Below are 19,045 nucleotides of genomic sequence, written 5' to 3' on the forward strand. Positions count from 1 at the left end.
ATTCCTTAGAAAGGAGGTGATCCAGCCGCACCTTCCGATACGGCTACCTTGTTACGACTTCACCCCAATCATCTATCCCACCTTAGGCGGCTGGCTCCAAAAGGTTACCTCACCGACTTCGGGTGTTACAAACTCTCGTGGTGTGACGGGCGGTGTGTACAAGGCCCGGGAACGTATTCACCGCGGCGTGCTGATCCGCGATTACTAGCGATTCCGGCTTCATGTAGGCGAGTTGCAGCCTACAATCCGAACTGAGAGAAGCTTTAAGAGATTTGCTTAGCCTCGCGACTTCGCGACTCGTTGTACTTCCCATTGTAGCACGTGTGTAGCCCAGGTCATAAGGGGCATGATGATTTGACGTCATCCCCACCTTCCTCCGGTTTGTCACCGGCAGTCTCGCTAGAGTGCCCAACTGAATGATGGCAACTAACAATAAGGGTTGCGCTCGTTGCGGGACTTAACCCAACATCTCACGACACGAGCTGACGACAACCATGCACCACCTGTCACTTTGTCCCCGAAGGGAAAGCTCTATCTCTAGAGTGGTCAAAGGATGTCAAGACCTGGTAAGGTTCTTCGCGTTGCTTCGAATTAAACCACATGCTCCACCGCTTGTGCGGGCCCCCGTCAATTCCTTTGAGTTTCAACCTTGCGGTCGTACTCCCCAGGCGGAGTGCTTAATGCGTTTGCTGCAGCACTGAAGGGCGGAAACCCTCCAACACTTAGCACTCATCGTTTACGGCGTGGACTACCAGGGTATCTAATCCTGTTTGCTCCCCACGCTTTCGAGCCTCAGCGTCAGTTACAGACCAGAGAGCCGCCTTCGCCACTGGTGTTCCTCCATATATCTACGCATTTCACCGCTACACATGGAATTCCACTCTCCTCTTCTGCACTCAAGTCTCCCAGTTTCCAATGACCCTCCCCGGTTGAGCCGGGGGCTTTCACATCAGACTTAAGAAACCGCCTGCGCTCGCTTTACGCCCAATAAATCCGGACAACGCTTGCCACCTACGTATTACCGCGGCTGCTGGCACGTAGTTAGCCGTGGCTTTCTGGTTAGATACCGTCAAGGGATGAACAGTTACTCTCATCCTTGTTCTTCTCTAACAACAGAGTTTTACGATCCGAAAACCTTCTTCACTCACGCGGCGTTGCTCGGTCAGACTTTCGTCCATTGCCGAAGATTCCCTACTGCTGCCTCCCGTAGGAGTCTGGGCCGTGTCTCAGTCCCAGTGTGGCCGATCACCCTCTCAGGTCGGCTATGCATCGTTGCCTTGGTGAGCCGTTACCTCACCAACTAGCTAATGCACCGCGGGTCCATCCATCAGCGACACCCGAAAGCGCCTTTCAAATCAGAACCATGCGGTTCCGATTGTTATACGGTATTAGCACCTGTTTCCAAGTGTTATCCCCTTCTGATGGGCAGGTTACCCACGTGTTACTCACCCGTCCGCCACTCCTCTTTTCCGGTGAGTGCAAGCACTCGGTGGAAAAGAAGCGTTCGACTTGCATGTATTAGGCACGCCGCCAGCGTTCGTCCTGAGCCAGGATCAAACTCTCATAAAAAGTTTAAACTTGACAGTCTTGCGACTGTTACGCTCAATTTGTTTGCTAGCATATTGCTTGCTTGTTAAATCATGTTGTTGTCTTGATTAAATCAAGACATACTACACATTTGGTTTGTCTTACTTTGTTCAGTTTTCAAAGGTCTACTTGATTGCCTTGCAGCAACTTTTATATCATATCAAAGTTCTGATTTGATGTCAACTCTTTTTTTGAAGAAGTTGAAGTTTTTTTCTGCTTGGCTGTTGTCGTTTTGTTTCATAACAACTTTTATATCTTATCAACTTTTTTGTTATTTGTCAACAACTTTTTTATTGATAAAACAAGTTTTTTCTTTTACTCAGCTGTTATTCTATTATGCTGTTTAAAAGTGGTTGTTGTGTCTCAGCGACATGTATTAATATACCAAGTTTCTCTTCTCAGGTCAATCAAAATATTACATTTTTTTAAACTTTTTTTCATTACCGATTATTACTTGCTACATCACATGTTATCGTTCGTTTCTAGGCCGATTTCCTTCCATATTATTTAGTTTTCGGTAATGTATTTAAAATTTCTGTAATATACACGACTTTTTATCTCTTTTCGCGTTTTTTTGTTAAAATGTAAGGGACGATATTATAGAGATGGAGGATATTACCCTTATGAAAATTTTAGTAGCAGATGATGACAAAGAGATTGTTGAGCTTTTAAGTATCTATATCCACAATGAAGGATATGAAGTGGTTAAGGCGTACGATGGAAGAGAAGCTTTATCGAAAATTCGGACAATTCCGGATATCGACTTACTTGTATTGGACATTATGATGCCTATAATGGATGGAATGCAAGTAGTTAAGGAATTACGGAAAGAATCTCAGATACCTATTATTATGTTGACAGCTAAAACAACAGATATGGATAAGATTAAAGGGTTGGTCGCTGGGGCAGATGATTACGTGACAAAACCATTCAATCCATTGGAAGTAATGGCTCGTGTCAAATCAATTCTACGTAGAAGTCAGATGCAGCAAAAGGTTAATGAACCGGATGTGTTAGAAGTAGGTTCATTGATTATCAATAAAGACTCTCATGAAGTAAAAACCATTGACGATAACGAAATTCAATTGACTGCATTGGAATTTGGTATTCTTTATCTTTTGGCTAGCCATCCAAATCGCGTATTTAATGCGGACGAGATATTCGAGCGTGTTTGGCAACAAGAGAGTGTTGTTTCTGCAAAAACGGTGATGGTTCACGTCAGCCATTTACGAGATAAGATTGAAGAAGCAACTGGTGGAGAGAAAGTTATTCAAACAGTTTGGGGTGTGGGGTATAAAATTGATGCCCGCTAAACAAGGTAAGCCAGAAAAACAGCGTCGGATTGCTTTGACCTCTAAAGAAGTCAGCGAATTGTTAGCCGAAGGAATTTTGACTGTTATTCTTTTACTACTATTAAATGTCGCAATTATCGTGCTCGTTTATCAGTTCATACAGGGATCACCTGCTTTGAGAAATATTATTTTTGGAACAAAGGGTGCGTTAGCAGATTATCTTGAAACAGATGTCTTTTGGAGCTGGAGTAAATTTGTCATTCCGGTTTTCCTGATTATTGACTTTGGTGTTTTGTATTGGCGTCTGATCAGACGTTATCATCAAATGCAGCTACGCCATATTATTAGTGAACTGCACTATATTGCTGATGGCAATTACGATCACCGAATCCCATTTGAGTTAAGCGGCGACTTGGCTAAAGTCATTGCCAGTGTCAACGGATTAGTTGATAGTACGATTGCTGCCATCGAGGATGAACGACGGATCGAAAACTCAAAGGATGAGCTGATTACAAATGTCAGTCATGATATCCGAACACCACTTACTTCTATTATAGGTTATTTGGGCTTGATTGAAGATCGACAGTTTCATTCTCAAGAGGAACTACTCAAATATACTCATACAGCTTATGTAAAAGCAAAGCAGATGAAACTATTGGTTGATGACCTTTTTGAATACACTAAAGTTCGACAACCAGCTGTTCCCTTAAATGCGATTTCGTTTGATATGACTCAGCTATTAGAACAACTGGCCATTGATTTCGAGTTGGAAGCCAACAAACGAGGTATGGAGATTATGGTTAAAACAACGCCGGACTCTATTCCGATGGAAGGCGATACAGAAAAGCTTGTTCGTGTCTTCAATAATCTTTTATCCAATGCTTTGAAATATGGAAAAGGCGGAAATACGATTTTAATGGAAGCCAATAAGGTTGGAACTGAGGTCGTTGTAGCTGTTCGCAATGACGGGCCGCAAATTCCACAAAAATCGCTTGATCAATTATTCGATCGCTTCTATAGAGTAGAAGAATCACGTTCACAGGAAACTGGCGGAACAGGTTTGGGCTTGGCGATTGCACAGAGTATCGTGGCTTTGCATGGCGGTTATATCTATGCAAAATCTGATGCAAATTGGACCTCGTTCATTATTCATTTACCGATTCAACGAAATGCAGCGTCTTCCAAGTAAGTCATTGACATCTCATAGGAAATTTTGTATGCTAAGTGAAAACAAAGAGAACTAGTATTTGTAGCTCTGATTTCCAGAGAGTTTGCGGTGGTGCGAGCAAACAATCATCTATAAAGAATCCATCTCTTACCTATGTGTCTGATGAAATAAGTCAGATCGGTAGCAGCCGTTATCTGCTTAATCAAGGGCAGCCAAATTGGCTGAACTTGGGTGGCAACGCGAAATCCTCGTCATTTCGTCCCAAGATTTTTTCTGGGGCGAGGTGGCGTTTTTTATTTTAAATAATTATAGGAGGAACAACTATGTTAGATGTAAAAATGATCCGTCAAAATTTTGATGAAGTACAACAAAAGTTAAAAACTCGCGGTGTAAAGGAAGAGGTATTGGTTGAATTCTTACGCCTGGATGAGAGTCGCAGAGCGTTACTTGTAAAAACAGAGGAACTAAAAAAATATAGAAATGACGTATCTACTGAGATTGCCCAGCTGAAAAGAAATAAAGAGGATGCTACTGAAAAAATCAACGAAATGAAAGAAGTCGGTGGAAAAATCAAGGCATTGGATACTGAGATTACTGATGCAGATGAAGAACTGAAAGCTATTGCTTCTGCTTTGCCAAACCTACCGCATGAATCCGTTCCAGTTGGCGCCGGAGAAGAAGAAAATGTGGAAGTGCGTAAATGGAGTGAGCCTAAAACCTTCGATTTCGAACCAAAACCGCATTGGGAGGTCGCTGAAAATCTTGGCATACTTGATTTTGAACGCGGTGCTAAAGTTGCTGGAAGTCGCTTTGTCTATTACAAAGGATTGGGCGCACGTCTTGAACGTGCATTATATAATTTTATGTTGGATCTCCATGTCTATGATCATGGCTATACTGAAATTATTCCACCATACATCGTCAACAGTAATTCTATGTATGGGACTGGTCAATTTCCTAAGTTCCGTGAAGATGGTTTTCAACTAGAAGATACTGATTTTACATTGATTCCAACAGCTGAAGTGCCTTTAACGAACTACTACAATGGTGAAATTTTGGATGGAAAAGAGCTGCCGATTTACTTCACTGCTTTAAGTCCATCTTTCCGTTCAGAAGCTGGAAGTGCCGGTCGTGATACTCGCGGATTGATTCGTCTCCATCAATTCAACAAAGTAGAGATGGTTAAATTCAGCGATCCTGCTCATTCTTATGAAGAACTGGAAAAAATGACTGCAAATGCGGAAGAGATTTTACAAAAGCTGAACTTGCCTTATCGAGTAATGGCTTTGTCTACAGGAGATATGGGCTTCTCAGCTGCGAAAACCTATGATCTAGAAGTATGGATTCCCGCTCAGGACGTCTACCGTGAAATCAGCTCATGCTCAAACTGTGAAGACTTCCAAGCGCGTAGAGCAATGATTCGTTACAGAGATGAAGATGATAAAGTGAATTATCTTCATACGCTCAACGGTTCTGGTCTGGCTGTTGGACGGACAGTGGCTGCCATTCTTGAAAATTATCAGAACGAAGATGGAACTGTAACTATCCCTGAGGTGTTGATCCCTTACATGGGTGGACTAAAAGTCATCAGTTAAATTTTTAACTACTAAAAAATTTGAAAAGAGGGCTATGCGCTTCGCACAGCTTGAACCTCCTAAAACTGAATAAAAGCTGTTCTCAAAACAGCTTTTTCGGAAATAAGCCGAATAATCCCCAAAATAGGAACTACTATTTTCGGATTATTCGGCTTATTTTTCGGAGCCAGCTACGTTAGTCATGACTTTTTTTATGAGTACATATTAATCCCCTCTTAATAGTCGTATCAAAATCAGTTTTGCATCTTGATTTTCTATAGTGACTCCCTTAGACTTTAAAAGTGATGTATGCCTTCTTGGCGGAGACACTATTTCTTAGCAAAAGGATTTGACTGGATATGGAGCAAAACGAACTTTCTAAGCTCTCTCGAAAAGAGCTTAAAGAAAAAGGGCATTTAATCATCCCAAGTAAAAAGAAAAATACATTACTGATTCTCAGTCTTTTTTTAATAGGAATAGGTATCAGTACTCTAATGTACTATTACAATCAAGTTGAAAATCAAAAAAAAGAAGAGCAAAAAGCGATTGCTGCGGAAAAGGACTTAGAGCAGAAATTGTTGGTAACAATAGAAGAGCAACAGAAAGAATTAGGAAATGCAAAAATAGAAGATAGGACTATCAACGACCAAATCCAGCAACTGATTTACCTTCCAACCACTGCTCAAAGGAAGACATTAAAGCAGGACTTAGAAAAATTATTGGCAGAAGCAGGTAACCAATTAAATAAAAATGAATCGTTAAAACTAGTTGGTTATATAAAAAAGAACGCTCTTTTTGGGAAAATCACTACTTATTCTCCTGTCGTTGATACTTATCAAAAAGAGAAAACAGAATGGACCGTTCGTTCTTCTTCATCAGGAGAGGCGCTTTATATGAATACAGATACAGCCGATTTACCTAGTATGATGGATCTTTTTCATGAGCAAAGTAACCTTACTGCTATTCAGCCGTTAGTAAAACAACAGTTGCTGAATGAGGCAAAAGAACCCACGAAAGTGATTGATCAAATCCTGTCGTTTCCGGAAATGACCATGGAACAGAAAGTCCTTAGCTACACGCCTGACAAAGTAACCCTGTCTCTTCCAAAAAATCAATTGGGCATAACTCAAGTGAATCTCTCGTTCTCAGAGTTGTTGGACTTTACAGATTCTGAATTCATCGATCCAATAATCAGCAATGAAAATACAGCACCAGCATTAGATCCGAATAAAAAGTATATCTCTTTAACCTTTGATGATGGGCCAAATCCAATTACAACGCCCAGACTTCTGGATATCTTAAGTGAAAAAAATGTCAAAGCCAGCTTTTTTATGTTAGGGCAAAATGTGGTCAATAACCCTGATTTGGCGCGCCGAGTAGCCACCGAAGGACACGAAATAGGCAACCACTCCTATTCACATCCCAATTTGGTAGCACTAGATACGGAAAGCATACGGACACAGGTCCTAGAAACAGATCGAGCGATCGCCTTGTCTACCGGAAGAATCCCTACGGACTTCCGTCCACCCTATGGCTCTGTAAATAAAGCTGCAGCCGAGATTATCGGGCGACCGATCATTCAATGGTCTGTGGATTCTGAGGATTGGAAAACCAAAAATACACAAAAAATCATCAATCGCGTCATGAAAACTAGCTATGGCAATTCGATTATCTTGATGCATGATATCTATCCGGAATCAATTGATGCCGTCCCTCAAATTATTGATTCACTGCGGAGAGAAGGGTATGAAATTGTCCCTGTTGATGTTTTGCTAACAAAGAAAACGGCACCCTTACACCTTTATTATGGAAACAAATCTGAACAAATCATTCAATAATAGTGTAAATGATGCAACATAGAACAACTCTTTTTCACTATCTATACATTCAATTCTGCTCGATTATTCTGTTGCTGAATACACTCTTAAGAATAATAAAAAACGAGACACCGTCATTACTCTGACGATTGCCTCGTTTTTTATTGTCTCACTTTTATTGTTCTACAGAGTAGTTTGGCGCTTCTTTCGTAATTTGAACATCATGAGGGTGGGACTCTTTCAAGCCATTTCCACTCATTTGAACAAATTGTGCTTCTTCACGAAGCTGTTTCAAATCAGCCGCACCTACATAACCCATCCCAGACTTCAAGCCACCCATCATTTGGAAGATGATATCTGCTGCACTACCTTTATAAGCTACGCGACCTTCAATCCCCTCAGGAACTAACTTGTTCGCTTCGTTAACACCACCTTGGAAATAGCGATCACTTGAGCCTTTTTCCATGGCACCAAGAGAGCCCATCCCACGATATGTTTTAAAGCGACGGCCTTGATAAATTTCAAATTCACCCGGTGACTCATCTGTCCCTGCAAGCATGCTTCCCAACATCACTGCATGTCCGCCTGCTGCAAGTGCTTTGACGATATCTCCGGAATACTTGATTCCACCATCTGCAATAATTGCCTTGCCATATTCACGAGCAACAGAAGCCGCATCATAAATGGCTGTTAATTGAGGAACACCCACACCGGCAACCACACGTGTTGTACAGATAGATCCTGGTCCGATCCCAACTTTCACAACATCTACCCCAACATCATACAGGGCACGAGCGCCTTCGCCAGTAGCAATGTTTCCGGCAATCAAGGTTGCTTCCGGGAATGTATCACGAATCTCTTTGATTTTACGAATCACACCGGCACTGTGTCCATGTGCTGTATCAATGACGATTGCATCTACACCAGCTTCAAGCAATGCTTCTGCCCGCTCAAATGTATCACTTGTCACGCCAACTGCTGCTGCAACAAGTAAACGACCATGTTCATCTTTAGCAGCATTAGGAAATTCAATCACTTTTTCGATATCTTTGATTGTGATCAATCCGCTCAAACGACCATCATTATCAACGATTGGCAGTTTTTCAATTTTATGTTTTTGCAGGATTTTTTCTGCATCTTTTAGAGAAGTACCAACTGGGGCAGTAACTAAATCATCTTTTGTCATAACATCTTCAATTAGAATCTGATAATCCGTAACAAAACGCATGTCACGGTTTGTGATGATTCCTACTAATTTACGATTTTCCATCGTTTCAACGATTGGGACACCGCTGATGCGATATTTACTCATCAATGCTTCTGCATCAGCAACCGGACTTGATGGTGTCAGGAAAAACGGATCTAAAATCACGCCGCTTTCTGAACGCTTTACCTTACGAACTTCATCTGCCTGTTGTGCGATGCTCATATTTTTGTGAACGACACCTAATCCACCCTGACGCGCCATTGCTATTGCCATTTTGCTGTCTGTAACGGTATCCATACTTGCACTGATCAAAGGAATATTTAACTTGATATTTTTGGCCAGCTGCACACCCATATCTACTTCATTTGGTAGTACGTGACTTTCAGCCGGAATCAGTAAAACATCATCAAAAGTTAGACCTTTTTTCGCAAATTTCGTTTCCCAGTTAGACATTGCCTGAACCACTCCTCTATTTTAATTTTATTTATGAAAATAACAGATAATAAGCGATAAGTCAACCGCATTTTCTCGTTTATGAAATATTTCCGTAAATTTTCCATAACATTAGTTATTTCTAATTGTTCTATCAGTGAATTGATAGAATTCACCTGTTTTTTAGAAAAAGACCTGAGTCAGGATTGTTCCTAGCTCAGGTCATACTTTTAATAGAATTATCTTGCTAAACTGCTTTGCATGTTGTATTTCTTTTTGAGGAAATAACGAGCCAACAATACAGCTCCTCCAATAATGATGATAATCATTGGATCTAACACCGGATTAATACTTGTCGGTAATAAGGCTGAACCGGCAAATGCCAGTAACCAAAGGAACATCGCTCCCACCATGATTGCTCCAGATTTCAAAAAACCTGGTCGTTGTGCTTTGTTCGCTCCAGGTCTATCGTATTGATAAACATATTTATACATTAGATAAAGAACATAACCTCCAACTGTACCTCCGGCAAGCAAGGTCACCAGTCCCAATTGTTGATTGTTGTTTTTAAACAGCAGACTCGTAGCAGACATCATGATTGCCAATGCTCCAGTTAATAGCATAGCGTTGTCCAACCACATCAAAAATGGTGTCGCTGCTTCCTTTTCTGCCGGTTTATTCAAGATAGCTTCTGTCCGCTCTGAGACGGTACCAAAAAGCTGGCGCGCTGTTTTTCCGCTTTTTTGCTCTTCTACCATTACCGGTAGAATTTCATGCAAAGCCAAGGTTTGCTCTTGCTCTGAAAGATTAGCCGCGTTCATCGACTTTTTCAAGTCAAAAATATACTGCTCATTTCTTTTCGTCAAATTCTTTTCCAGCTCACGATTTTCAGCAACGATTTCCTGCAGTTTTTCCAGTTCCATTTCCTTGTGCCCCCTAAGCCTGCTGTCGCAGAACAAACTTTATCTATATAAATCCTGTAAAAGATTCTATGCACGAAAAGTTGCCCACGCGTTTACATGTAAATGTGTTTGTATCGAGAATCATATAACTCACAGATACAGATATACTCTAAACCAAAATGTTTTAACAGAATGGTACGCGCAGCAAGAATTCTATGAATTGTGACAATCCATACCCTAAAAAGTTAGCTGACCATTGCTTTAACATAAAGAAAAAGTGAATCACAATAAGCCAAGCTACTTCATGGGATTTATATACTTGGTATTTTATCATACTCTCCTCAGAGAAGAGCGATTTTATTTGAAATAATTATACATTGAAACGGAAAAGCATCACGTCGCCATCTTGCACGATATAGTCTTTTCCTTCCAGACGTACTTTCCCCGCTTCCTTCGCTGCCTGCATATTGCCGTACGTATTAAGATCCTCGAAGGATACTGTTTCAGCACGAATGAAGCCTCGCTCAAAGTCCGTATGGATAATCCCTGCTGCTTGAGGTGCTTTGATCCCTTTTCGGAAAGTCCAAGCTCGCACTTCCTGCTCTCCGGCAGTAAAGTATGTCGCAAGTCCCAATAAATCGTATGCTGCACGGATCAGCTGATCTAAACCAGATTCTTCAATGCCCAAAGCTTCCAAAAATTCAGCCTTATCTTCTTCATCCAACTCAGCAATTTCTTCTTCTGCACGAGCACAAACAACGATTACTTCGGCATTTTCATTCGCAGCAAACTCTCGAACCTGTTGCACATACTGATTATTGTCAGAATCAGATACTTCATCTTCAGAGACATTCGCCACATATAAGATTGGCTTTGTCGTCAACAAGAATAAGCTTCTTACGATTTTCTTTTCTTCATCGTCGAAATCGATCGTTCTTGCAGAAAGCCCTTCTTCCAAAACAGGCTTGATTTTATCCAAAATCGCTAATTCAGCCACTGCAGCTTTGTCTTTTGTTTTAGCAATTTTCGCTACACGAGTATGACGCTTCGTCACAGCATCCAGATCCGCTAAAACCAATTCCAGATTGATCGTATCGATATCTGCCAAAGGATCAACTCTTCCTTCAACGTGGGTAATATTCTCATCATCAAAACAACGAACAACATGACAAATCGCATCTACTTGACGGATATGACTCAGAAATTGGTTTCCAAGACCTTCACCTTTACTTGCCCCTTTAACAATTCCTGCGATATCTGTAAATTCAAATGTTGTTGGAACGGTTTTTTTAGGTTTTACCAATTCTGTCAATCGCTGTAGTCGATCGTCAGGAACTTCTACCATCCCAACATTCGGATCGATCGTTGCAAACGGGTAGTTTGCAGCTTCTGCTCCTGCTTTTGTAATTGCGTTAAAAAGAGTAGATTTCCCAACGTTGGGTAAACCTACGATACCAGCGGTTAATGCCATGTCTGTTCACTCTTCCTTTATCTCATTCTATAGTATGGAATAAATTTGTATATGCTGCACGCTTTCAAGCCCTCATAAAAACAAGCACAACTACCGTATCAGCGCGAAGTAGTAAAGATATTAGCTAATCTGATTCAATCTAATCATTGCCAATAAATCTACTGCCAACAAGCATGACAAATCTATTGTATTCTTTGGTTCCGAGTCGTTTGTTCAACCTGTTCTTAGTGCCAAGCACTTATCATTTCGTTCTATTCTTATGCCTTCTTTTCCAGAACCTTTTTCAAACGTTTCTCAAAATCGCGACGGGTCATCATGACGATATGCTGACAATTCAAACATCTGATTTTTATGTCGGCACCCATGCGAATAATTTCCCACCGATTGGTCTGACAGGCATGAGGCTTTTTCATTTCAACAATGTCTCCTAGATCATACATAGTCTCATTTCCCCTCTAAGATTCTTCTTTCTATACAAAGCATCCGTCTCCCTTTAAAATAAAAAAGCAGATAAACTTACAATACCATTTTTTTTCGTAAGTAGCAAAATCTATTTTCTTGTTTCTTTACTTTTTTATCAATAATCCAGCTGTTTTAATCGAAGCAAAACTGTCTCTGTACTGATTTTTTTTATATAGTATAATTGGGTGATCGTTCGCCGCATACTTTTTTCTTCTTTACTAAGTGGCTCCTTCAATTCAAATAGACGGATAAACAGGTATTCAATGATCAGCTGCATTCCTCCACTACCCAAATCTGCTCCCATCCGTTCTGTATCAGTAAGCTGTTCTTTTTGTAGCTCATAAATTTCTGCAGCTAAAGGACCAATAATCAGAATTTCATCCTTTTTCTTCTTCAAACAATGCAACAACTCTTCTTTGGTTTCTACCAATTGTGTGGTAGTTTCTTCTTTTCTAGTCAAAGTACCGGCCTCCTTTTGTGCTAAAGCAAAGGTATGCAGCAACACTGCATTTTCTAACGAGCCTTTATGGAAATCAGCCTGCCCATTACGCAATTTCCCTATCATTTGCCGAGAAATACCTGTAGCAGAAGAAATTTTGTAGCTGCTGACCGATGAGTTCAATAAGTCTTCAATCAGCTCTGTGTCTAATTTCATAGCTTCCCTCCTTTTTAAGCTTAGTATAGCGTAAAACACGAATTACGTAAAACCCATTTTACTATCAGGTGCGAAAAAAGCCTTTGAACCTGCCATTACGCAAATTCAAAGGCTCAAAGTTATTTGGTAGTCAACGAATTATAAACCAAATTCGTTTTCTTTCTTTTTCTTCAAAACATAGGCTGCTTGTGCAACTAAGATCATTCCTGCTGCAGCAACAACCATATTTTCTTTCTCACCAGTCTCTGGAAGAGATTTTTTCACTTTTGCAGATTTAGGCTTAACTTCTTTTGTAGCCATAGGTTGAACTGCTGGTCTTACTTCCTCAACAACCGGTACTACTGGATCTATTTGAGATGGTTCATACGGCGCTGGTTCATCAATTACTACTGGCGCTCCATAAACCAAGACAAAATGCTGATCTGTTTCACCCATCGTTACGGTAATTGGTAGGTCAGCCTCTGAAAACGGCGCACCGTTAAAGCTGATCAATTCCAATCCTGAGAATGATGCAGGCGTAAATGCGTAAACTTCGCCATATTTACCAGTATATGTTTCATCTGCAATCAATGGATTCCCTGCAGTATCTAAATAAGTCACTGTCAGTTTTGTTTCAACACGTGTATAAACGACAGGAATTTCTTGTAATGTATCTGTCAAAGTGACCGAAACTGTCCCACCACTGTACGTATATCCTGGAATTACAGGAGGGTCATAACTAACTACTTCGCCTACTTCGCCACCCAACATAACATTCGGTGCACCGTTGACTGGATTTCCAGCTTCATCAACAAAATTGATTTGTGCATCACCTGAAGCATTAAATGCTCTCATTGTAACAGTAAAATCAGTTGTTGCTGCGGTTACAGTACCAACCAAGTAAGGGTTTAAATTTTCATCTAATTCTACAGAAAAACCTGAATTAACTGGTGTGTCTACAACAAAATAACCATTTGTTGGTAGAGCGATCACGGCTACTGTTCCTTCTTCTTTACTAATGGGAGCAGTTCCAATCAATGCACCTGTTGTCTCGTCGACAAAAGAAACCTCGAAGTTTACCAATGCACGTGCAGCTTTTTCTTCTTCTACTGGAGCTTCTTTAGGTGTTTCTGTACTTTCAACAGTCTCTTCAGATACTTCTGTTTCTTCAACAACTGTATTACTTGTCTCTTCTGTTGATTCTTGTGTTTCTTCAGTTGCTACCGGCGCTTCTTCTGAAACTTCCGGTGCTGACTCAACAGGAACCTCTTCTGGTCCACTCTCTGTTGTTCCCTCTTCAGCTGCTACTGTTTCACTCGTCGGAGCTGTTTCACTAGCAACTTCCTCAGCAAATACTTGTTGAGTATTCAACATAATCGGGCAACACAAAGATAACAACGCAACATAAACTTTTTTCTTCATTCTTTTCTCCTCCTTATTTTGATACTCTTCAATTTTAACATAACAAGTGTTTCAATCAAGTCCTTTTATCAGAAGTAGTTAGAAATTCCTAGCTTACAATCTATCTCTCACTCCACAAACGTTCATAAAGATTTATTTCATATAAAAATAAAATAATATTCATTTAAAATAACGAAAAATATGCGGATTATAAATAATCCGCATAGCAAAATTTTATCTTATTCTTCATCGAATTGTATATTTAGTATATCAAGGATTCTTGTCAGATCAGACTCAGATAGATATTCTATCTCGATCTTTCCTTTCCCTTCTTTTTCCTGGATAACAACCGTCGTACCAAATTTATCCATCAAACGGTCTTCACTTTCACGAATATAGTACGGTTTTTCCTTCGCTGCTTTTTTGACCTTTTTCACAGCCTTTTTGCCTTCATCCTCATTGATTTCAGTAACCAGCTGCTCCAACTGTCGTACAGTCAATCCTTCTTTCACTGCACGATTTGCAAGTGTAAGAATGGTTTTCTTGTCTTTCAATCCTAATAGCGTTCTGGCCTGTCCCATTGACAAGGTTTCCTGTTGGACCATGTCCTTAACCAGGCTGGGCAATGTCAAAAGACGCAGATAGTTCGCAATATACGGACGGCTCTTTCCTAAACGCTCCGCAACTTCGGCTTGTGTCAACTTCAAATTCTTCATCAACATATCATACGCTTCGGCTTCTTCTAAAGCATTCAAATCTTCTCTTTGTAAATTTTCCAACACTGCAATTTGCATCATGGCTTCTTCGTCAAATTCTCTGACGATTGCAGGAATCGTTTCTTTTTCTGCAAGCTTAGAAGCACGGAAACGTCGTTCTCCTGCAATGATCTCGTACCCCTTAACAGAAGACTTACGCACGATGATTGGCTGGAAAACACCTGACTGTTTGATTGAATCTGCTAATTCACTTAAAGAGCTTTCATCAAATGTTTTTCTGGGCTGATAAGGATTTGGACGAAGATCGCTCAAGGGGATTTCTATGACTTCCTCTTTTTTTACATCAACTTCTTCCAAACTGGCAAAATCTTGAAATAATGCATCAATACCGCGTCCCAGACCTTTTCCTTTACTCATTACCCAACACTTCCTTTGCTAGAGATAAGTAGACTTCGGCACCGCGTGAACGCGGATCGTAATCAATGATCGATAAGCCGTAGCTTGGTGCTTCTGATAGTCGAACATTTCGAGGAATAATCGTATCATAAACCTTTTCACGGAAATATTTACGAACTTCTTCTACCACTTCTGCCCCTAGATTTGTACGAGCATCGTACATTGTTAATAAAACACCTTCAATTTTCAGATCCGGATTGAAGTGCTTTTGTACCAGTCGAATCGTATTCAATAGCTGACTCAGCCCTTCCAACGCATAGTATTCACATTGTACAGGGATCAAAATGGAGTCGCTCGACGTGAATGCATTGATCGTCAAATGTCCCAAAGAAGGTGGGCAATCAATGAGAATAAAATCATACTCATCCTGAACCTCTTCCAATGCCGACTTTAATCTGGATTCTCTTGCAATCATCGATGTCAGTTCTATTTCAGCTCCTGCTAATTGGATCGTTGCAGGTACAATATCAAGATTTTCTCTCGTCGTTGTCAAAATCACATCTTTCAGTGGCTGTTCATTGACTAATACATCATAAACGTCATGGGCAACGTCCGGTTTTCTCACACCTACACCACTTGTGGCGTTTCCCTGTGCATCAATATCGACCAATAATACTTTTTTTCCATAATAGGCCAAGCATGCCCCTAAATTAACAGTGGTAGTGGTTTTTCCTACTCCGCCTTTTTGGTTTGCTACAGAAATGATTCGTACCATGTATTTTGTTCCTCCATCTTATTTGATCGGCTGTTTGTTCGGTAGTCCTGGTTTTCTCGGATATTTCTTCGGTGTTTCTTTCTTCTTTTGTATCATAACGATATGTCGTTCATCATGTGTAATTGGCAATTCAAAGGATTTCTCTTGTTCAAATTTCCCGCCTAAAACAGCAATCGCTTTTTTTGCTTCAAGAAGCTCTTCTTCACTTTTGGCGGCTTTCAGTGCCAGAAAATAGCCCTCTTTTTTTACTAATGGCAGACATAATTCTGACAAGACGCTCAAACGCGCCACTGCACGAGCTGTGACATAATCAAATGCCGCTCTAAATTCTGACTTTTGACCAAAAGTTTCTGCACGATCATGGTATAGCGAGACACCTGTCAACGATAATTCTTCTATTAAATGCGTTAAAAACGTAATACGTTTGTTTAAGGAGTCTACGATGGTGACCTCCAAATCAGGAAAAACAATTTTTAAGGGGATACTTGGGAAGCCTGCACCGGAACCTACATCACAAATTTTTTTTCCGGATGAAAAATCCTCAAAAAGAGCCAGCGAAACAGAATCATAGAAATGCTTCAGATAGACTTCCTTTTTTTCTGTAATAGCGGTCAGATTCATCTTCTCATTCCACTCGACTAGCACTTCATAATAGCGTTCAAACTGTTGCATCTGCTGGTCAGACAAAACGATTCCCTTTTCCGTCAAAAACTGCTTAAATTCTTCTGGTGTCATAATTATCCTTCCTATTCGTGAAACACTAAAATGTTTCACAGTTTGCTTTCTTTACTTTAACGTAAATACCTCATTCATGCAATGGTTTTGATAATATTTAACAGCATTCTTAAATTGACAGAAGCGTCTATCTCATAATCAAGCTTGACGTATTTTCAAAACCAGGAATGGAAGTCTCAGCTCAGCAAGATGTTCGTTTACTTGCAATGATTCCATGTAAGAATAAATGTTGAATGAGGAAATCAGAAGGGAAAGGAGATGAACTGGTATACAGCAAGATTTAGGGACTATCGTTCCTAATTTTATCGATTTATGTAATAAACCAACGGATGTCTGCGTTCGTGTCTGACATCCGTTGGTTTATCTTTTTACCACCTATCTATTTCAGTCCCATATCCACATGAGGAATGTCATCCTCTAAATAGACATCGGAAATCACCTTAAAGCCAAATTTCTTATAAAAATCAGTCGCGTATTCCTGTGCGCCTAAAACAATCAGTCGTTCCGGAAAAGCTTTCTTTGCTGCTTCGAGTGTTCTTTCCATCAACAGCTCCCCGTATCCTGCGCCTCTGTATTTCTTGACTGTCAGAACTCTCCCAATATGGACTGCATCTACTTCATTAATAATCCGTGTATACCCAATGATCTCAGTTCCTTCTTGCAACCATGTATGCAGCGCTTGATCATCCTGATCATCGATTTCCTGATAAGGACAGTTTTGCTCCACCACGAATACCGCAACTCGTTCCTTCATGATCGCCAACAATTCTTCTGATGTTAATTCCGCTATTGTCTTTACCTTATATTCCATCACTATCCATCCTCTCTTTCATTCATATCTGTACTTCTCGATTTTCTTCAAATTACAGTCAATTTCATAAAGAAATGGGCTGCTATAAACATACACAATATCATAGTAAAGCTCTGTTCTAATCTCAGAAAGATGTGCCAATAGCCGCCATATATAAGATTCATCTTCCCAAAAAACAAAGATGAATAAATCATTTTCGTTAAAAAGTGTATAATTGCCGCTTTGAAGCTTCTTTAGTTTGTTGTCATAGGCTTCAGTCAGATTAAAGAGACTATCCCAATTCGCCAGTGAAATCCCCACACGTTTCATGGTTCCATCCGGCAAGGTCAACGTCATCCTGATTGTATCTGTCCCATGCTCTTTCTTGAGCCTATCAACCATGTCCTGCTCGCTTCGAGAAGATGTATAGCTTTCTCCCAACGCATGCAAAACCCCTTCTTTTAATGATTGTGTTACTTCCACACCGATACTTTTCGACGCATTTTGGATATCTGGCTTATCCACAAGGGCTGCATCTCGGTATTTTTCCGGAAAAACTGTTTGCAAAATCTCCAACGCTCTGCGTTCATCTGGTCGTTCCACCACTTTTTCTACCTCTCCGTCCAATTTTTATTATTATACTATATTATCCCATAACTGGCTGTGATCATTTCTACTTGTCTCAGACTTTGTACTGATTTTTCTGATAGGTCACGACTTTTTCTTGTGTTCTCACATACTGTGTTATACACTGTACTGTGTGAGGTGCATATATGAATATCAGCGACTGGAAATCTCAAGTAAAACGAGGAACACTTGAACTATGTATATTATCATTGCTAGCAAAAAGAGCGTACTATGGCTATGAATTAATTGAGGTATTAAGCAGTTGGGATATGATTGCAACGAATGAAAATACGATGTATCCATTACTGCGTCGCTTAACTAAAGAGGGCTACCTAGAAAGCTATTGGCAGGAAAACTATGACCTTCCCCGAAGAAAATATTATCGAATCACTGATTCTGGTATGCAGTATTTAATTGAAATGACTGGTTTATGGAAGACATTGACCAAGGCCGTCAGTGATATTCAAAATCATAAGGAGGAATTATAATGAATGAAAAAGTCACACATTACTTGCAACTGTTGAATAAACAGCTTCATCGTTTGGAAACACAGGAGAGAGCGGATATTCTTGAAGAAGTGGAAAGTCATATTTTTGAAGCTGTCAGTAATGGTGCTTCTGTTGATCATGTCCTTGAAACACTAGGTGATCCTGCCAAATTAGCAGCCTCTTATACCAGTGAGGCGATACTGAAAAATGGCTCATTCAATTTAAGCAGCTTAGCACAATTGGTAAAATTCTATTTTGTTACTGGTTTTTCCGGTATGTTCATCATTCCTATTGTCGGAATTTTATCGATTGCTTTCTACTTCTGCTCTTTCGTTGTAATTGCTGCGGGTGTAATCAAAACAATTGGTCTATTCTTCGGGTATTCTCTACCAATTTCAGTGATGAACTTCGGGTTCTGGCAAGCACCTGATTTTATGGTCCTACCGATTTGCCTGGTGTTTGGTGCTTTGTTCTATGTTGGTAGCCGCAAAATGTGGCATTGGTTGAAGGATTATCTCTTTTCAATTTCGGTTGCTCACCGCAAGCTTAAAAGCTCGAACTAAAAAGAAAT

The 19,045-nt window shown here is 40.3% G+C and carries 17 protein-coding genes, 1 rRNA gene and 1 other annotated feature; of the genes, 6 read left to right on the top strand and 12 right to left on the bottom strand.

Going from position 1 to position 19,045, the window contains the following annotated elements; all coding sequences use genetic code 11:
* Positions 1 to 9: 9 nt before the first annotated feature.
* A 16S ribosomal RNA gene (locus A5888_RS12430) occupies positions 10 to 1,569 on the bottom strand.
* 641 nt (positions 1,570 to 2,210) lie between these two features.
* Between A5888_RS12430 and A5888_RS12435 the strand changes: the two genes are divergently transcribed.
* The 4 genes from A5888_RS12435 (at position 2,211) to A5888_RS12450 (ending at position 7,459) form a co-directional block, all read left to right on the top strand.
* On the top strand, positions 2,211 to 2,900 hold the full coding sequence (locus tag A5888_RS12435; protein ID WP_086348374.1) for a response regulator transcription factor: 690 nt from the start codon (positions 2,211 to 2,213) through the stop codon (positions 2,898 to 2,900).
* Positions 2,890 to 4,068, top strand: a complete 1,179-nt coding sequence (locus tag A5888_RS12440; protein ID WP_086348375.1) for a sensor histidine kinase — start codon at positions 2,890 to 2,892, stop codon at positions 4,066 to 4,068. Before A5888_RS12435 ends, A5888_RS12440 begins: the two co-directional genes overlap by 11 nt.
* A 38-nt stretch (positions 4,069 to 4,106) precedes the next feature.
* Positions 4,107 to 4,314: a binding site (T-box leader), on the top strand.
* A gap of 56 nt (positions 4,315 to 4,370) precedes the next feature.
* Positions 4,371 to 5,642 carry a serine--tRNA ligase gene (gene serS, locus A5888_RS12445; RefSeq protein WP_086348376.1) on the top strand — a complete coding sequence of 424 codons (1,272 nt, stop codon included), beginning with the start codon at positions 4,371 to 4,373 and terminating at the stop codon, positions 5,640 to 5,642.
* Between the two features lie 338 nt (positions 5,643 to 5,980).
* The gene (locus tag A5888_RS12450) at positions 5,981 to 7,459 is read left to right on the top strand and encodes a polysaccharide deacetylase family protein (protein WP_086348377.1); all 1,479 of its coding nucleotides are present in this window, start codon (positions 5,981 to 5,983) and stop codon (positions 7,457 to 7,459) included.
* 154 nt (positions 7,460 to 7,613) lie between these two features.
* On the opposite strand, the gene guaB is transcribed toward A5888_RS12450, so the two are convergent.
* The 11 genes from guaB to A5888_RS12505 all read right to left on the bottom strand — a co-directional run bounded on the left by guaB (position 7,614) and on the right by A5888_RS12505 (position 17,965).
* Positions 7,614 to 9,098, bottom strand: a complete 1,485-nt coding sequence (gene guaB, locus A5888_RS12455; protein ID WP_086348378.1) for an IMP dehydrogenase — start codon at positions 9,096 to 9,098, stop codon at positions 7,614 to 7,616.
* Positions 9,099 to 9,316: 218 nt separating this feature from the next.
* Positions 9,317 to 10,000 (bottom strand): DUF1129 domain-containing protein, encoded by a 684-nt coding sequence (locus A5888_RS12460; protein ID WP_086348379.1) that lies wholly within the window; start codon positions 9,998 to 10,000, stop codon positions 9,317 to 9,319.
* A gap of 349 nt (positions 10,001 to 10,349) precedes the next feature.
* The gene (gene ychF, locus A5888_RS12465; protein WP_086348380.1) at positions 10,350 to 11,450 is read right to left on the bottom strand and encodes a redox-regulated ATPase YchF; all 1,101 of its coding nucleotides are present in this window, start codon (positions 11,448 to 11,450) and stop codon (positions 10,350 to 10,352) included.
* Between the two features lie 257 nt (positions 11,451 to 11,707).
* Positions 11,708 to 11,890 carry a DUF951 domain-containing protein gene (locus A5888_RS12470; protein ID WP_086348381.1) on the bottom strand — a complete coding sequence of 61 codons (183 nt, stop codon included), beginning with the start codon at positions 11,888 to 11,890 and terminating at the stop codon, positions 11,708 to 11,710.
* A 137-nt stretch (positions 11,891 to 12,027) separates the two neighbouring features.
* A complete protein-coding gene (locus A5888_RS12475) occupies positions 12,028 to 12,567 on the bottom strand; it encodes a hypothetical protein (RefSeq protein ID WP_249274440.1) in 540 nt (179 codons plus the stop codon).
* Positions 12,568 to 12,705: 138 nt separating this feature from the next.
* Positions 12,706 to 13,968, bottom strand: a complete 1,263-nt coding sequence (locus tag A5888_RS12480; protein ID WP_086348382.1) for a MucBP domain-containing protein — start codon at positions 13,966 to 13,968, stop codon at positions 12,706 to 12,708.
* Positions 13,969 to 14,186: 218 nt separating this feature from the next.
* A complete protein-coding gene (locus tag A5888_RS12485; RefSeq protein ID WP_086348383.1) occupies positions 14,187 to 15,080 on the bottom strand; it encodes a ParB/RepB/Spo0J family partition protein in 894 nt (297 codons plus the stop codon).
* On the bottom strand, positions 15,073 to 15,834 hold the full coding sequence (locus A5888_RS12490) for a ParA family protein (RefSeq protein WP_086348384.1): 762 nt from the start codon (positions 15,832 to 15,834) through the stop codon (positions 15,073 to 15,075). Before A5888_RS12490 ends, A5888_RS12485 begins: the two co-directional genes overlap by 8 nt.
* 18 nt (positions 15,835 to 15,852) lie before the next feature.
* Positions 15,853 to 16,569: a 16S rRNA (guanine(527)-N(7))-methyltransferase RsmG gene (gene rsmG / locus A5888_RS12495; RefSeq protein ID WP_086348385.1), complete on the bottom strand. Its 717-nt coding sequence runs from the start codon at positions 16,567 to 16,569 to the stop codon at positions 15,853 to 15,855.
* Between the two features lie 379 nt (positions 16,570 to 16,948).
* Positions 16,949 to 17,380 carry a GNAT family N-acetyltransferase gene (locus tag A5888_RS12500; protein ID WP_086348386.1) on the bottom strand — a complete coding sequence of 144 codons (432 nt, stop codon included), beginning with the start codon at positions 17,378 to 17,380 and terminating at the stop codon, positions 16,949 to 16,951.
* A gap of 18 nt (positions 17,381 to 17,398) precedes the next feature.
* A complete protein-coding gene (locus A5888_RS12505) occupies positions 17,399 to 17,965 on the bottom strand; it encodes a hypothetical protein (protein ID WP_086348387.1) in 567 nt (188 codons plus the stop codon).
* Positions 17,966 to 18,132: 167 nt separating this feature from the next.
* Here A5888_RS12505 and A5888_RS12510 point away from each other — a divergent pair, with 167 nt between their 5' ends.
* Together A5888_RS12510 and A5888_RS12515 are read left to right on the top strand one after the other, a co-directional pair.
* Complete coding sequence (locus A5888_RS12510) at positions 18,133 to 18,474, top strand: PadR family transcriptional regulator (RefSeq protein ID WP_086348388.1); 342 nt, start codon at positions 18,133 to 18,135, stop codon at positions 18,472 to 18,474.
* Positions 18,474 to 19,037 (top strand): DUF1700 domain-containing protein, encoded by a 564-nt coding sequence (locus A5888_RS12515; protein WP_086348389.1) that lies wholly within the window; start codon positions 18,474 to 18,476, stop codon positions 19,035 to 19,037. The genes A5888_RS12510 and A5888_RS12515 overlap by 1 nt, the downstream gene beginning before the upstream one ends.
* The last annotated feature ends 8 nt before the right edge of the window (positions 19,038 to 19,045 follow it).

This window comes from Enterococcus sp. 9E7_DIV0242 (assembly GCF_002140975.2).
In the GTDB taxonomy this organism is placed as follows: Bacteria; Bacillota; Bacilli; order Lactobacillales; family Enterococcaceae; genus Enterococcus_L; species Enterococcus_L clewellii.

Excerpts from the sequence above, each read along its gene's own strand:
- ychF (WP_086348380.1), bottom strand. The coding sequence starts at position 11,450 with ATGGCATTAACCGCTGGTATCGTAGGTTTACCCAACGTTGGGAAATCT.
- A5888_RS12460 (WP_086348379.1), bottom strand. The coding sequence starts at position 10,000 with ATGGAACTGGAAAAACTGCAGGAAATCGTTGCTGAAAATCGTGAGCTG.
- A5888_RS12475 (WP_249274440.1), bottom strand. The coding sequence starts at position 12,567 with ATGAAATTAGACACAGAGCTGATTGAAGACTTATTGAACTCATCGGTC.
- A5888_RS12470 (WP_086348381.1), bottom strand. The coding sequence starts at position 11,890 with ATGTATGATCTAGGAGACATTGTTGAAATGAAAAAGCCTCATGCCTGT.
- A5888_RS12480 (WP_086348382.1), bottom strand. The coding sequence starts at position 13,968 with ATGAAGAAAAAAGTTTATGTTGCGTTGTTATCTTTGTGTTGCCCGATT.
- A5888_RS12510 (WP_086348388.1), top strand. The coding sequence starts at position 18,133 with ATGAATATCAGCGACTGGAAATCTCAAGTAAAACGAGGAACACTTGAA.
- A5888_RS12450 (WP_086348377.1), top strand. The coding sequence starts at position 5,981 with ATGGAGCAAAACGAACTTTCTAAGCTCTCTCGAAAAGAGCTTAAAGAA.
- A5888_RS12500 (WP_086348386.1), bottom strand. The coding sequence starts at position 17,380 with ATGGAATATAAGGTAAAGACAATAGCGGAATTAACATCAGAAGAATTG.
- A5888_RS12435 (WP_086348374.1), top strand. The coding sequence starts at position 2,211 with ATGAAAATTTTAGTAGCAGATGATGACAAAGAGATTGTTGAGCTTTTA.
- A5888_RS12490 (WP_086348384.1), bottom strand. The coding sequence starts at position 15,834 with ATGGTACGAATCATTTCTGTAGCAAACCAAAAAGGCGGAGTAGGAAAA.
- serS (WP_086348376.1), top strand. The coding sequence starts at position 4,371 with ATGTTAGATGTAAAAATGATCCGTCAAAATTTTGATGAAGTACAACAA.
- A5888_RS12440 (WP_086348375.1), top strand. The coding sequence starts at position 2,890 with ATGCCCGCTAAACAAGGTAAGCCAGAAAAACAGCGTCGGATTGCTTTG.
- rsmG (WP_086348385.1), bottom strand. The coding sequence starts at position 16,569 with ATGACACCAGAAGAATTTAAGCAGTTTTTGACGGAAAAGGGAATCGTT.
- guaB (WP_086348378.1), bottom strand. The coding sequence starts at position 9,098 with ATGTCTAACTGGGAAACGAAATTTGCGAAAAAAGGTCTAACTTTTGAT.
- A5888_RS12515 (WP_086348389.1), top strand. The coding sequence starts at position 18,474 with ATGAATGAAAAAGTCACACATTACTTGCAACTGTTGAATAAACAGCTT.
- A5888_RS12485 (WP_086348383.1), bottom strand. The coding sequence starts at position 15,080 with ATGAGTAAAGGAAAAGGTCTGGGACGCGGTATTGATGCATTATTTCAA.